Genomic DNA, 13943 nt, shown 5'->3' with positions numbered 1-13943 from the left:
GCGCCTTAGAACGAGCCGCCAAAGCATTTATCCTGCATCTCTTTAGCGGCCGCACCGCTGCCGACTTGAACCGTAAAGGCCCGTGATCTCTTGACCAGTCCTGTCCTGCAAACCGTTGCCCTTGCCTGTGAGCGAGACCTTCGGCTGCTTTTCGAAAATCTCGAATTGAGACTGGCCAGTGGCGAAATGGTGCAAATCAGTGGCCCTAACGGCAGCGGCAAGACCAGCCTTCTGCGCCTGCTTTGCGGTCTCATGCAGCCGACCGCCGGTTACGTACTGCTCAACGGCCAGCCGCTGAGCGAGCAACGCAGTGAACTGGCGCACAACCTGCTGTGGATCGGCCATGCCGCCGGGATCAAGGACTTGCTGACCCCGGAAGAGAATTTGAGCTGGCTCTGCGCCTTGCATCACCCGGCCTCCCACGAGGCGATCTGGCAAGCGCTGGCCGCTGTCGGTCTGCGCGGTTTCGAGGATGTTCCCTGCCACACCCTGTCCGCCGGCCAGCAGCGCCGCGTGGCATTGGCGCGGTTGTACCTGGACAGCCCGGCACTGTGGATCCTCGATGAGCCCTTTACCGCGCTCGATAAACAAGGCGTGGCGCAACTTGAAGAACACCTGGCCGCCCATTGCGAGCGCGGTGGCATGGTGGTGTTGACCACGCACCACACCCTGAGCCGGATGCCGGCCGGTTATCGCGACATTGATCTGGGGAACTGGGCCGTATGAGTGTTTTCGGCCTGTTGGTCGCCCGTGAGGCCCGTTTGCTGTTCCGCCGTCCTGCGGAATTGGCCAATCCGCTCGTATTCTTCGCGATCGTCGTTTCCCTGTTCCCGTTGGCGGTCGGACCCGAGTCTCAATTGTTGCAAACCTTGTCTCCGGGACTGGTCTGGGTCGCCGCCCTTTTATCGGTTTTGCTCTCGCTGGACGGGCTTTTCCGCAGTGATTTCGAAGACGGTTCCCTGGAGCAGTGGGTCCTTTCGTCGCACCCCCTGCCTCTTCTGGTATTGGCCAAGGTACTGGCACACTGGGCCTTCTCTGGCCTGGCACTGGTTTTGCTCGCACCCCTGCTGGCATTGATGCTCGGTTTGCCTGCCGCCTGTCTGCCGGTGTTGCTGCTTTCGTTATTGCTGGGTACACCGGTGCTGAGCCTGCTCGGTGCGGTGGGCGCGGCGCTGACGGTGGGATTGAAGCGAGGCGGCCTGCTGCTGGCGTTGCTGATCCTGCCGTTGTACATCCCGGTGTTGATCCTGGGCAGTGGCGCCTTGCAGGCGGCCTTGCAGGGCATGCCGGCGACCGGTTATCTCCTGTGGCTTGGCAGCCTGACCGCCCTGGCGATAACCCTGACACCTTTTGCAATAGCTGCTGGCCTGAAGATCAGCGTCGGCGAATAATAATGAGGTCTGGTTATTTTTTAACCATTTTTGCTTAAAAAAGCAGACCCTGGCCAGCTCGTGACAACGAGCGGCAACCGTGATGGAAACAGCAATGAATTGGACCTGGTTTCATAAGCTCGGCTCACCCAAATGGTTTTACGGCATCAGTGGCAAACTGCTGCCGTGGCTTGGCGTCGCGGCGTTGCTGCTGATCGGCGTTGGCGTAGTATGGGGACTGGCCTTCGCGCCGCCGGACTACCAGCAAGGCAACAGCTTTCGCATCATCTATATCCACGTCCCGGCCGCCATGCTCGCGCAGTCCATCTACGTGATGCTGGCCGTGTGCGGCATCGTCGGGCTGGTCTGGAAGATGAAACTGGCCGACGTCGCCCTGCAATGCGCGGCGCCCATCGGGGCCTGGATGACTGCCGTGGCGCTGGTCACCGGCGCGATCTGGGGCAAACCGACCTGGGGTTCGTGGTGGGTCTGGGATGCGCGACTAACGTCCATGCTGATTCTGCTGTTTCTGTACTTCGGTCTCATTGCGCTGGGCAACGCGATCAGCAATCGTGACAGCGCGGCCAAGGCTTGCGCGGTGCTGGCGATCGTCGGCGTGATCAATATCCCGATCATCAAATACTCGGTGGAGTGGTGGAACACCCTGCACCAGGGCGCGACCTTCACCCTCACCGAAAAACCGGCGATGCCGGTCGAGATGTGGCTGCCACTGCTGCTGACGGTGTTGGGTTTCTACTGTTTCTTCGGCGCCGTGCTGTTGCTGCGCATGCGCCTTGAAGTGCTCAAGCGCGAAGCCCGCGCCAGCTGGGTCAAGGCCGAAGTGCAGAATAGCCTGGAGGTCGCTCGATGAGTTTTGCTTCATTCGGCGACTTCCTCGCCATGGGCCATCACGGCCTGTATGTCTGGTCGGCTTATGGCATCTGCCTGGCGGTACTGGTCCTCAACGTGGCGGCGCCGGTCCTGGCCCGCAAGCGGTATTTGCAACAAGAGGCGCGTCGTCTGCGCCGGGAGAACGGCAAGTGAATCCCCTGCGTAAAAAGCGTCTCATCATCATTCTCGCGATCCTGGTCGGCGTCGGCGCTGCCGTCGGCCTGGCCCTGAGCGCCCTGCAACAGAACATCAATCTGTTTTACACCCCGACCCAGATCGCCAACGGCGAAGCGCCGCAAGACACGCGCATCCGCGCGGGCGGCATGGTCGAGAAAGGTTCGCTGCAACGGTCCGGCGATTCCCTGGACGTGAAATTCATTGTCACCGACTTCAAGGAGTCCGTGACCATCAGCTACCGCGGTATCCTTCCGGATCTGTTTCGTGAAGGGCAGGGCATCGTCGCCCTGGGCAAGCTCAATGCCGATGGCGTTGTGGTGGCTGATGAAGTGCTGGCCAAGCACGATGAAAAATACATGCCGCCTGAAGTGACCAAGGCTTTGAAAGACAGCGGTCAATCTGCTCCAACGCCCGCGAAGGAGGGTTGATCGATGACTTCCGCACTGTTTGGCTCAGGGCTGTTTATCCCCGAACTGGGCCACCTGGCAATGATCCTGGCGCTCTGTTTCGCGCTGGTTCAGGCCGTGGTGCCATTGCTCGGTGCCTGGCGCGGCGACCGCTTGTGGATGAGCCTCGCCCAGCCGGCCGCCTGGGGGCAATTCGCGTTCCTGCTGTTTGCCTTCGGTTGCCTGACGTACGCGTTCATGGCTGACGATTTCTCCGTGGCCTATGTCGCCAGCAACTCCAACAGCGCCTTGCCGTGGTATTACAAGTTCAGCGCGGTATGGGGTGCTCACGAAGGCTCGTTGCTGCTGTGGGCGTTGATCCTCGGCGGCTGGACCTTCGCCGTGTCGGTGTTCTCCCGGCAGTTGCCGCAAGTGATGCTTGCCCGTGTGTTGTCGATCATGGGCATGATCAGCATCGGTTTCCTGCTGTTCCTGATCCTGACGTCCAACCCGTTCGAACGGATCCTGCCGCAGATTCCAACGGACGGTCGTGACCTCAATCCCTTGCTGCAAGACATCGGCCTGATCGTTCACCCGCCGATGCTGTACATGGGCTATGTCGGTTTTTCCGTGGCCTTCGCCTTTGCCATCGCCGCGTTGCTCGGTGGTCGTCTCGATGCCGCGTGGGCGCGCTGGTCCCGTCCGTGGACCATCGTCGCCTGGGCCTTCCTCGGTATCGGCATCACGTTGGGCTCCTGGTGGGCCTATTACGAGCTCGGCTGGGGCGGCTGGTGGTTCTGGGACCCGGTGGAAAACGCCTCCTTCATGCCCTGGCTGGTCGGCACGGCGCTGATTCACTCGTTGGCGGTCACGGAAAAACGTGGTGTGTTCAAGAGCTGGACCGTGTTGCTGGCCATCGCCGCGTTCTCGTTGAGCCTGCTCGGGACCTTCCTCGTCCGTTCCGGTGTGCTGACGTCGGTGCATGCCTTTGCGTCCGACCCCGAGCGTGGTGTGTTCATCCTGATCTTCCTGTTGTTTGTGGTCGGCGGTTCGCTGACGCTGTTCGCCCTGCGCGCACCGGTGGTCAAGAGTCATGTCGGCTTCAACCTCTGGTCCCGGGAAACCCTGCTGCTGGGCAATAACCTGGTGCTGGTGGTGGCGGCTTCGATGATTCTGCTCGGCACCTTGTACCCGCTGATCCTCGATGCGATGACCGGCGCCAAGCTGTCGGTCGGCCCGCCGTACTTCAACGCGCTGTTCATTCCCCTGATGGCGTTGCTGATGGTGGTGATGGCGGTCGGCATGCTGGTGCGCTGGAAAGATACCCCGGTCAAATGGCTGATGAGCATGTTGACTCCGGTGTTGCTCGGCAGCGCCGCGTTGGCGGTGGTGGCCGGCGTCGCCTACGGTGATTTCAACTGGGCGGTGATCGCCACCTTCATGCTCGCGGCCTGGGTGTTGCTGGCCGGCGTTCGCGACATCTTTGACAAGACTCGCCACAAGGGCCTGATCAAAGGCCTGCCAACCCTGACCCGCAGCTATTGGGGCATGCAGGTCGCGCACATTGGCATTGCCGTGTGCGCCCTCGGTGTCGTGTTGTCGAGCCAGAACAGTGCCGAGCGCGACCTGCGCCTGGCGCCAGGCGAATCCATGGACCTGGGCGGATACCAGTTCGTGTTCGAAGGCGCCAAACACTTCGAAGGCCCTAACTTCACCTCCGACAAGGGCACCGTACGCGTGATCAAGGGCGGCAAGGAAATCAGTGTGCTGCACCCGGAAAAACGGCTGTATACCGTGCAGAACTCGGTAATGACCGAAGCCGGAATCGACGCCGGTTTCACCCGTGATCTCTACGTTGCCCTCGGCGAACCGCTGGGCGATGGCGCCTGGGCCGTGCGCGTCCACGTCAAGCCGTTCGTGCGCTGGATCTGGTTCGGCGGCCTGCTCACCGGTCTCGGCGGGTTGCTGGCGGCGATGGATCGGCGTTATCGGGTCAAGGTGAAAAGCCGCGTGCGTGAAGCACTGGGCATGTCGGAGGCGACGGCATGAGACGTTGGCTGATGCTGTTGCCCCTGGCGATTTTCCTGGTGGTTGCCGTGTTCCTGTACCGCGGCCTGTACCTGAACCCGGCCGAGTTGCCCTCGGCGATGATCAACAAACCGTTCCCGGAGTTTTCCCTGCCAGCGGTGCAGGGCGACAAGACCTTGACCAAGGCCGACATCCTCGGCAAGCCGGCGCTGGTCAACGTCTGGGGCACCTGGTGCATTTCCTGCCGGGTCGAGCACCCGGTGCTGAACAAGCTGGCCGAGAAGGGCGTGGTGATCTACGGCATCAACTACAAGGACGTCAACGCCGATGCCTTGAAGTGGCTGGAAGAATTCCACAACCCGTACCAGCTGGATATCCGTGATGACGCCGGTACCTTGGGCCTGAACCTCGGTGTGTATGGAGCCCCGGAAACCTTCTTCATCGACGCCAAGGGCATCATCCGCGACAAGTTCGTCGGGGTGATCGACGAGCAAGTCTGGCGTGAAAAACTGGCGGCCAAGTATCAGGCGCTGGTGGATGAGGCCAAGCCATGAAGCGCTGGATAGCCGCTGTGGTGTTGGGCTTGAGCATGGCCGGCGTGGCGCACGCGGCCATCGACACTTATGAGTTCGCCAAAGAAGGCGATCGCGAGCGTTTTCGCGAGCTGACCAAGGAACTGCGTTGCCCCAAGTGCCAGAATCAGGACATTGCCGATTCCAACGCACCGATTGCCGCCGACCTGCGCAAAGAGATTTTCCGCATGCTTGGCGAGGGCAAGGACAATCAGCAGATCATCGATTTCATGGTCGACCGCTACGGTGATTTCGTGCGCTACAAACCCGCGCTGAACGCCAAGACGGCAGTGCTCTGGTTCGGCCCTGCCGGCCTGCTGCTGGGCGGTTTCGTGATCATCGCCGTGATCGTCCGCCGTCGTCGCGTGCAAAGCGCTGCCACCAAGGACGAGCTTTCTGCCGAGGAGCGTGAGCGCCTCGACCACCTGTTGGATAAAACCAAGAATGATTGATTTCTGGCTCGCTGCAGGTCTGCTGCTTCTGGTTGCCCTGAGTTTTCTGCTGATCCCCGTTCTGCGTGGCCGTCGCGCCCAGCTTGAAGAGGATCGTACTGCCCTCAACGTCGCGCTGTATCAGGAGCGCGTGGCCGAACTGCAAACCCAGCAGGAGGAGGGCGTTCTCGACGCCGTGCAAATGGACACCGGCCGTGCCGAAGCCGCTCGTGAGTTGCTGGCGGACACCGAAGGGGTCGAGGCACCGCGCGTGTCCCGCCTGGGCAAGCCGTTGCCGCTGCTGGCGGCTATCCTGGTGCCGATCCTCGGGCTTGGGCTGTACCTGCATTTCGGGGCCAGCGACAAGGTCGAACTGACCCGCGAATTCGCCCAGGCGCCACAGTCGATGGAAGAGATGACCCGTCGCCTGGAGCGCGCGGTCGAGGCGCTGCCGGATTCGGCGGAAGGCCTGTACTTCCTCGGTCGCACCTACATGGCTCAGGATCGTCCAGCTGACGCGGCGAAGATCTTCGAACGCACGGTCAACCTGGCCGGTCGTCAGCCGGAGCTGCTCGGCCAGTGGGCGCAAGCCCAGTACTTCGCCGATGGCAAGAAGTGGTCGGACAAGGTCCAGGCCTTGACCGACGAAGCGCTCAAAGCCGATCCGAAGGAAGTCACCAGCCTCGGCCTGCTCGGTATCGCCGCTTTCGAAAGCGAGCGTTATCAGGACGCCATCGACTATTGGAATCGCCTGCTGGCGCAATTGCCGCCGGATGACAATTCCCGTGCCGCGCTGCAAGGCGGGATTGCGCGGGCCAGCGAAAAACTCGTCGCCAGCGGCGGCAAGGTGGCCCAGGCGCCGGCGGCCAAGGTGGCAGCGGTGCTCAAGGTCCGTGTGGATCTTTCACCCGAGCTCAAAGCCAAGGTCCAGCCGGGCGACAGCGTGTTCATCTTTGCCCGCGCCACGTCCGGTCCGCCCGCGCCACTGGCCGCCAAACGCCTGACTGTGGCCGACTTGCCGGCGACCGTCGAGCTGGGCGATGCCGATGCCATGATGCCGCAGTTGAAACTGTCGAACTTCCCTGAAGTCCAACTGGTTGCACGCATCTCCCGCGCCGGCCAACCCACGGCTGGCGAATGGATCGGTCGCAGCCAGCCCTTGGCCAGCAGCACCACCGCACAGCAACAACTGACCATCGACAGTCCAGATAAATAACAGGAAACGTCACCATGACCGCCATCGCTCGTATCACCCTGCTCAGTATGGTTTTGGGGTTAAGCGCTTGCGCGGTCCAGCGGCCCGAGCCGCCGCCAACGCCGCTGCCGCCCATCCCGCCCTCGCAGCCCCGCCCGACCCCATCTACCACACCGACGCCGAGCAAGCCGAGCATTCCGGCCAAGCCCGCCAAACCGCTGCCTCGCACCTCCGCCAGCTTCGCCCCGCCGCCGGGTGGCAACAGCCATTGGGATCCCAAGCTCGGCGTGTACGTGCTCGAAGATCAGACCAACACCTTCTACCGCCAGCGCACCTACTACCGCTGGAACAACGGCTGGAGTCGGTCGATCAGCCCGAACGGGCCGTGGGAAGATACCGATATCCAGGGTGTGCCGGGCGGGTTGGGACGGCAGTTCGGGCAGTAATCAGTCGTTCAACACGTCTGGCGACAGGCGATGAGGGTGTGTTGATGGCGGGCAGGTTGATCTATCTCATCGGACCTTCCGGTTCGGGCAAGGACAGCCTGCTGGATGCGGCAAGAGCGCCATTGGCCGATCGTGGCTGTCGCATGGTGCGACGGGTCATCACCCGCTCGGCTGAAGCGGTGGGGGAGGCGGCGCAAGGTGTCACTGCGCAACAGTTCGCCGACATGGAGGCGCGGGGCGCGTTTGCCCTGTGCTGGCACGCCAATGGCCTGGCCTATGGCATCCCGCGGGAAATCGACGACTGGCTGGCAGCAGGGCAGGACGTACTGGTCAATGGCTCGCGCGGTCATCTGCCGGCTACGCGCCTGCGTTATCCAGACCTGCTCGTGCTGTTGCTGGCCGTGGATCAAACCGTTTTGCGCCAGCGCCTGTTGGCAAGGGGGCGAGAGTCGGTCACCGAGATCGAGGCGCGGCTGGCGCGCAATGCCCGCTTCAGCGAGCGCGTGCTCGCCGGGCACGATCCGGCAGTGCACGTGATCGACAACTCCGGGCCGCTGAAGCACACGGTCGAACGTTTGCTGGCCTGCGTCGACGGACAATCCGAATGCGCCTGACCTTGCTCGGCACCGGTGACGCCCGCCAGGTGCCGGTCTACGGCTGCGACTGCGCAGCCTGCGACCTGGCTCGCAATGATGAACACCTGCGCCGTCGCCCGTGCAGCGCACTGATCGAATGCGGCGATCAGCGTTGGTTGATCGACAGCGGCCTGCCCGACCTGGCCGAACGCTTCCCGCCGCGCAGCTTCAACGGCATTTTCCAGACCCACTACCATGCCGATCACGCCCAGGGTCTGCTGCATCTGCGCTGGGGGCAGGGTCTTGTAATTCCGGTGCATGGGCCGGTGGACCTGGAAGGCCTGGCCGATCTCTATAAACACCCCGGCATTCTCGACTTCAGTCAGCCGTTCGAAGCCTTCGACACCTGCCGGTTCGGGGCACTCAGCGTCACGGCGTTGCCGCTGCAACACTCCAGGCCAATCCTCGGCTACCTGCTGGAAGGCGAGGGACGGCGTATCGCCTACCTGACCGACACCGTAGGCTTGCCGCCGGCCACCACCACCTGGCTGCAACAGGCGCCCCTTGATGTATTGGTACTCGACTGCTCGATACCGCCGCAGCCCCAGGCTCCGCGTAACCACAACGATCTGAACCTGGCATTGCGTTGCATTGAAGACCTGCAACCGGAGTTGGCGGTGTTGACCCATGTTGGGCATGCGTTGGATGTGTGGTTACTGGAGCATCGTAGTGAGTTGCCGCGCAATGTCACTGTGGGTTTCGATGGGTGTGTGCTTTAGCGGTCGCGTTGAGCCGTTGTAGGAGCTGTCGAGCGAAGCGAGGCTGCGATCTTTTGATCTTGAACGCAATGCCTGGGGAATGCAGCGATCTTCAATCACACGCCGTAAAACAACCGAACGTCGTACTCCGGGTTTTTGTGCTTGAGTAAAGATAACTCTAGGGTTACTTTTATTTGGGCCGGAGCAAGGAGGCTGGTGGTGCAGAGCAGGTTATTGATCAAGGAGCTGGAAGAGGCGGGCTGGACGCTGGATCGGGTCACTGGCAGTCATCACCTCTTCACTCATCCATACAACCCATACACGATTCCCGTCCCTCATCCGAAAAAGGATTTACCGATCGGGACGGTCAAAAGCATCAGGAGGCGAGCCGGGCTGATTTACCCGCAAGCCGGTTGCACAGGAGATCCATAATGCAATATCCAATCTGTATCGAGTGGGGCGACGAGAACACCGCCATCGGTATTCAGATCCCCGATATTCCAGGCGCGGTAACCGCCGGGGATACTTTTGAAGATGCCTACAACGCGGCAATCGAAATTGCCCACATCATGCTGCAAGAGATGGCGGCTGACGGGGTATCGATTCCGATGCCGAGTTCGGCGGCTGCGCATCGCGGCAATCCGGAGTTTGTCGACATGGGCTGGGGAATGCTGGAGCTGGACATCGCGCCTTATATGGGCAAGACCGAGAAGGTCAATGTGACGTTGCCTGGCTATGTGATCCAGCGTATTGACCGCTATGTGCGCGAGCACAATGTCAAAAGCCGCTCTTCCTTCCTGGCGGATGCGGCGATGGAGAAGCTGGTTCGGCATTGAGTGGTGTCAGTCACATCGCCACGTCGGATCGCCCGGGCGGCGATCCGACGATGCTTTTTGACGGTTTATGCGGTAGCTAGCGAACGCTTCTCTGAAACATTCAAAAACCTCAATAACGCCAATAACGGAAACGCACTGCCGACGATCACGATCCACAACCAGCCGCCATGCTCATACACCGCACTGGCCACCGACGAACCAAACGCGCCACCGATGAAGATGCTGGTCATGTACAGCGCATTCAAACGGCTACGACTCTTGGCGTCGAGGGCGTAGACCGCGCGTTGGCCGAGGACCATGTTCATCTGCACGCAAAAGTCGAGTACCACGCCGGTGACCGCCAGGCCGATGACGCTGTAGACCGGATGGATGAAGGCTGGCAGGAAGCTCAGGCTGGCGAACAGCAGGGCCAGAAGTGAAGCGATGTGGGTGTGGCCGGCATCGGCCAGGCGACCGGCGATGGGCGCGGCAATGGCGCCGATGGCCCCGACCAGGGCGAAGATTGCGATCTGGGTTTGCGACAGGCCATGATTGCGCGCCAGCTCCAGCGGCACGGCGGTCCAGAACAGGCTGAAGGTCGCGAACATGCAGCCCTGATACAGCGCGCGTTGACGCAGTACCGGTTCTTTACGCAACAGGGTCCAGAGAGAACCCAACAACTGCCCATACGTAGCGCTGTGATCAGGCTGGCGCTTGGGAATGGTCACCGCCAAAACGATGCTGATCGCCGCCATCAATACCGCTGCAATCACAAACATCGCCCGCCAGCCGAAATGGTCAGCCACCACGCTGGACACCGGTCGCGCCAGCAGAATACCCAGCAGTAACCCGCCCATGATCCCGCCGACCACACGACCACGAGATTCTTCCGGCGCGAGGTGCGCAGCCAGCGGAATCAGGATCTGCACCGACACCGAACTGAAACCCACCAGCAGCGAAATCAGCAAAAACACGTTCGGCTGATCGGTGAACGCCGCGCCCAGGAGGCTGGCAATCGCCACCACACTGGTGATGATCATCAGTCGGCGGTTCTCGAGCAGATCACCCAGCGGCACCAGGAACAACATGCCCAACGCGTAACCGATCTGGGTCAGCGAAACGATGAAACTGGCCATGGAGCTGGTCAGGCCGACATCCGGAGCGATCAGCTCGATGATCGGCTGGGCGTAATAGAGGTTGGCCACAATGGCGCCGCAGCAGAAGGCGAACAGCAGCACCATGCCTCGGGTCATTGTCGCGGTGCCGTGGGGCACCTGGGTCGCTGGGCTCATAACGAGTCTCGCTAACGAAAGGGAAGGCGCGCAGGCTAAGCGGCAGGCCAAAGCGGCGGAAGAGGGATTGGAGTGATAATCATCATGCCTGTGCGCAATGATTGACTCCGGCTTTGCGTGGTTGCCGAAGCACCATGCGTCAAAAATTCGAGGACTGATGATACATTCACTTACATCTTGTTCGATAGCGTGCTTATGTTCTCCACACTACATAACCGGAAGGCCCTTTCCATGAATGCGATGTTTCGTCAGCTGATTCGCGGCGCTTCTGCTATCACCCTCATCACCTTGTGCACCGCTGGCCTGGCTCAGGCCCAAGACGCACCAGGCATGCGCATCGGCGTGCGCGGCGAGATCACTGGCGTCAACGCCGATGTGTTGAACGTCCATGTATACAGCGGTGAAAACGTGGTCATCCACCTGACTCCAGACACCAAAGTCCGCGCTGTCACCCTGGCCAATATCGAAGACATCAAACCTGGTAGCTACATCGGCTCGGCTGCCGTGCCGCAAGAAGACGGCACCCTCAAGGCCCTGGAAGTTCACGTCTTTCCACCGGAACTGGCCGGCAGCGGCGACGGGCATCGACCCTTTGACCTGGCCAAGGGCAGCAGCATGACCAATGGCAGTGTCGGCGACCTGGTCGTGAGCAATGGCCGGGTGCTGACCGTTCACTACAAGGGCGGGCAACAGAAGATCCTGGTGCCGGAAGACGTGCCGATCGTCAATCTGCTGCCGGGGGATCGTAGCTTGCTGAAGGTTGGGGTGAAGATCGTGACCTTTGTGACCCAAAGTGCGGACGGAACGCTCACCGCCCAATCCATCTCCGCAGGCAAGGATGGCGTCACCCCGCCGATGTAATGGCGAGTGCGCAAACCCCTACAAAGGACGCGGAGCAGGCCGCATCCCCAATGCTCCCACAAAAAAAGGCGATCTTCGCAGATCGCCCTTTTCATTGCTGCTCAGCGCTTACTGACCGCTGTAAATCTGATCAAAAACCCCGCCATCATTGAAGTGGGTCTTCTGCACGGTGCGCCAGTCCCCAAAGGTTTTCTCCACCGACAGGAAATCCACTTTCGGGAAGCGATCGGTGTACTTCGCCAACACCGCCGGATCACGCGGACGCAGGTAGTTCGCCGCGGCAATCTCCTGACCTTCCGGCGACCACAGGTACTTCAGATATTCCTCGGCGGCAGCGCGGGTGCCTTTCTTCTCGACCACTTTGTCGACCACGGAGACCGGCGGCTCGGCTTCGGCGGAGACGCTTGGGTAGATGACTTCGAACTGATCGCGGCCAAACTCGCGAGCGATCATTTCCGCTTCGTTTTCAAAGGTCACCAGCACGTCGCCAATCTGGTTGGTCATGAAGGTGGTGGTGGCTGCGCGGCCACCGGTGTCCAGCACCGGCGCTTGTTTGAACAGCTTGCCGACGAAATCCTTGGCCTTGGTTTCGTCACCGCCATTCTTCAGCACATAACCCCAGGCCGAGAGGTAGGTATAGCGGCCGTTACCCGAGGTTTTCGGGTTCGGCACAATCACTTGCACGCCATCCTTGAGCAGGTCCGGCCAGTCTTTCAGGGCTTTCGGGTTGCCTTTACGCACGATGAACACGGTGGCCGAGGTGAAGGGCGCGCTGTTGTTCGGCAGGCGGGTGACCCAGTTGTCCGGGATCAGTTTGCCGTTGTCCGCCAGGGCATTGATGTCGGTGGCCATGTTCATGGTGATGACGTCGGCTGGCAGGCCGTCGATCACGGAACGCGCCTGTTTGCTGGAGCCACCGAAGGACATCTGCAGGGTGATGTTTTCGTTGTGCTCGGCTTTCCAGTGTTTCTGGAAGGCAGTGTTGTAGTCCTTGTAGAAATCGCGCATCACGTCGTAGGAAACGTTGAGCAGGGTCGGCGCGGCTTGAGCCACGCTGGTCAGGGCAAGGCCAGCGGCCAGAAGTGAGGCGCCAAAGAGTTTTTTCACTGCGCATTCCTTGTTTTGTGTAGGAGCTCTGCCGCAGGCTGCGATCTTTTGATCTTGATCTTTCAAAAGCAAGATCAAAAGATCGCAGCCTTCGGCAGCTCCTACGGGTCATTTGTTATTGATCAAAAGTGTTGCCACCGTTTTGCCAGCGACTATAGCCGGCCGCGCATAGTCCTTTAAAGATTAAAAAGTGCTTTGCTTATTCCAGTTTCTTAAACAATGCGTTGCCGCAGCGTGAGCAGAAGGCCGCACCCTGTTCGTGGCTGTTTTTCTTGCACACGGGGCAATCGGTCTGCTGCTGTTCACCGCGCATCGCGTTCGCCAGTTCGGCAGTGAAAATCCCGGTCGGCACAGCGATGATCGAATAGCCGGTGATCATCACCAGGGACGAAACCACCTGGCCCAGCGGCGTCCTGGGGACAATGTCGCCGAACCCCACGGTGGTCAACGTTACGATAGCCCAATAGATACCTTTGGGAATGCTCGTGAACCCGTGTTCCGGGCCTTCGATCACATACATCAGCGTGCCGAATACCGTGACCAGCGTGCAGACGCTGAGCAGAAATACCACGATCTTCTGCTTGCTGCCGCGCAACGCCGACATCAGATAGTTGGCTTGCTTGAGGTACGGGCTGAGCTTGAGCACGCGGAAAATCCGCAGCATCCGAATGATCCGGATAATCAGCAAGTACTGCGCATCGCTGTAATACAGCGCAAGAATGCCGGGCACGATCGCCAGCAAATCCACCAGCCCATAAAAGCTGAACGCATAACGCAACGGCTTGGGCGAGCAGTACAGGCGCAGGCCGTACTCGATCGCAAAAATAATGGTGAAGCCCCACTCGATGTACGCCAGCAGGTTGGCGTAGTTCTGGTGGATCGCGTCGATGCTGTCGAGCATCACGATCACAATGCTGGCGAGGATGATCAACAGCAAGATGCCGTCGAAGCGCCGCCCGGCCTTGGTGTCGCTCTGGAAAATCATGACGTAAAGCTCTTCACGCCAGTTTTTGTTGCTGTCCATGGAAAACGCCTGAAT

General features: G+C 60.6%; 18 protein-coding genes. 15 read left to right on the top strand and 3 right to left on the bottom strand.

Going from position 1 to position 13943, the window contains the following annotated elements; all coding sequences use genetic code 11:
- The first annotated feature begins 90 nt into the window (after window positions 1-90).
- From ccmA to ACA067_RS24050, 14 genes are all read left to right on the top strand, one after another.
- Window positions 91-726, top strand: coding sequence for a cytochrome c biogenesis heme-transporting ATPase CcmA (gene ccmA / locus ACA067_RS24115; protein WP_497458814.1), 636 nt, complete (start codon window positions 91-93; stop codon window positions 724-726).
- The gene (gene ccmB / locus ACA067_RS24110; RefSeq protein ID WP_093225052.1) at window positions 723-1391 is read left to right on the top strand and encodes a heme exporter protein CcmB; all 669 of its coding nucleotides are present in this window, start codon (window positions 723-725) and stop codon (window positions 1389-1391) included. Before ccmA ends, ccmB begins: the two co-directional genes overlap by 4 nt.
- A gap of 94 nt (window positions 1392-1485) precedes the next feature.
- Complete coding sequence (locus ACA067_RS24105) at window positions 1486-2241, top strand: heme ABC transporter permease (RefSeq protein WP_497458813.1); 756 nt, start codon at window positions 1486-1488, stop codon at window positions 2239-2241.
- Window positions 2238-2414, top strand: coding sequence for a heme exporter protein CcmD (gene ccmD / locus ACA067_RS24100; RefSeq protein ID WP_064679077.1), 177 nt, complete (start codon window positions 2238-2240; stop codon window positions 2412-2414). Before ACA067_RS24105 ends, ccmD begins: the two co-directional genes overlap by 4 nt.
- Complete coding sequence (ccmE, locus tag ACA067_RS24095) at window positions 2411-2866, top strand: cytochrome c maturation protein CcmE (RefSeq protein WP_307328183.1); 456 nt, start codon at window positions 2411-2413, stop codon at window positions 2864-2866. Before ccmD ends, ccmE begins: the two co-directional genes overlap by 4 nt.
- Before the next feature lie 3 nt (window positions 2867-2869).
- Window positions 2870-4873 carry a heme lyase CcmF/NrfE family subunit gene (locus ACA067_RS24090; protein ID WP_497458812.1) on the top strand — a complete coding sequence of 668 codons (2004 nt, stop codon included), beginning with the start codon at window positions 2870-2872 and terminating at the stop codon, window positions 4871-4873.
- The gene (locus ACA067_RS24085) at window positions 4870-5406 is read left to right on the top strand and encodes a DsbE family thiol:disulfide interchange protein (protein ID WP_497458811.1); all 537 of its coding nucleotides are present in this window, start codon (window positions 4870-4872) and stop codon (window positions 5404-5406) included. The genes ACA067_RS24090 and ACA067_RS24085 overlap by 4 nt, the downstream gene beginning before the upstream one ends.
- Window positions 5403-5876 (top strand): cytochrome c-type biogenesis protein, encoded by a 474-nt coding sequence (locus ACA067_RS24080; RefSeq protein ID WP_497458810.1) that lies wholly within the window; start codon window positions 5403-5405, stop codon window positions 5874-5876. Before ACA067_RS24085 ends, ACA067_RS24080 begins: the two co-directional genes overlap by 4 nt.
- Complete coding sequence (ccmI, locus tag ACA067_RS24075; RefSeq protein ID WP_497458809.1) at window positions 5869-7071, top strand: c-type cytochrome biogenesis protein CcmI; 1203 nt, start codon at window positions 5869-5871, stop codon at window positions 7069-7071. The genes ACA067_RS24080 and ccmI overlap by 8 nt, the downstream gene beginning before the upstream one ends.
- 14 nt (window positions 7072-7085) lie before the next feature.
- Complete coding sequence (locus ACA067_RS24070; protein WP_497458808.1) at window positions 7086-7496, top strand: hypothetical protein; 411 nt, start codon at window positions 7086-7088, stop codon at window positions 7494-7496.
- Between the two features lie 44 nt (window positions 7497-7540).
- Window positions 7541-8110 carry a phosphonate metabolism protein/1,5-bisphosphokinase (PRPP-forming) PhnN gene (phnN, locus tag ACA067_RS24065; protein WP_497458807.1) on the top strand — a complete coding sequence of 190 codons (570 nt, stop codon included), beginning with the start codon at window positions 7541-7543 and terminating at the stop codon, window positions 8108-8110.
- Window positions 8101-8850 (top strand): phosphonate metabolism protein PhnP, encoded by a 750-nt coding sequence (phnP, locus tag ACA067_RS24060; protein WP_497458806.1) that lies wholly within the window; start codon window positions 8101-8103, stop codon window positions 8848-8850. The genes phnN and phnP overlap by 10 nt, the downstream gene beginning before the upstream one ends.
- A gap of 198 nt (window positions 8851-9048) precedes the next feature.
- Complete coding sequence (locus ACA067_RS24055; RefSeq protein WP_497462840.1) at window positions 9049-9261, top strand: type II toxin-antitoxin system HicA family toxin; 213 nt, start codon at window positions 9049-9051, stop codon at window positions 9259-9261.
- Window positions 9261-9665 (top strand): type II toxin-antitoxin system HicB family antitoxin, encoded by a 405-nt coding sequence (locus tag ACA067_RS24050; protein ID WP_497458805.1) that lies wholly within the window; start codon window positions 9261-9263, stop codon window positions 9663-9665. The genes ACA067_RS24055 and ACA067_RS24050 overlap by 1 nt, the downstream gene beginning before the upstream one ends.
- Before the next feature lie 65 nt (window positions 9666-9730).
- Here ACA067_RS24050 and ACA067_RS24045 read toward each other — a convergent pair whose 3' ends face one another.
- Window positions 9731-10936 (bottom strand): MFS transporter, encoded by a 1206-nt coding sequence (locus ACA067_RS24045; RefSeq protein ID WP_497458804.1) that lies wholly within the window; start codon window positions 10934-10936, stop codon window positions 9731-9733.
- Between the two features lie 231 nt (window positions 10937-11167).
- Between ACA067_RS24045 and ACA067_RS24040 the strand changes: the two genes are divergently transcribed.
- Window positions 11168-11797 carry a hypothetical protein gene (locus tag ACA067_RS24040; RefSeq protein WP_497458803.1) on the top strand — a complete coding sequence of 210 codons (630 nt, stop codon included), beginning with the start codon at window positions 11168-11170 and terminating at the stop codon, window positions 11795-11797.
- A 108-nt stretch (window positions 11798-11905) separates the two neighbouring features.
- On the opposite strand, the gene ACA067_RS24035 is transcribed toward ACA067_RS24040, so the two are convergent.
- Both ACA067_RS24035 and ACA067_RS24030 read right to left on the bottom strand, forming a co-directional pair.
- Entirely contained in the window at window positions 11906-12904 is a 999-nt protein-coding gene (locus ACA067_RS24035; protein ID WP_497453379.1) for a sulfate ABC transporter substrate-binding protein, read from the bottom strand.
- A gap of 199 nt (window positions 12905-13103) precedes the next feature.
- Entirely contained in the window at window positions 13104-13928 is an 825-nt protein-coding gene (locus tag ACA067_RS24030; protein ID WP_497458802.1) for an ion transporter, read from the bottom strand.
- Window positions 13929-13943 lie beyond the last annotated feature (15 nt).

This window comes from Pseudomonas sp. LBUM1674 (genome assembly GCF_059695635.1).
The sequence above is the reverse complement of the archived record's forward strand: the minus strand, read 5'-3'. Positions and strand labels throughout refer to the sequence as shown.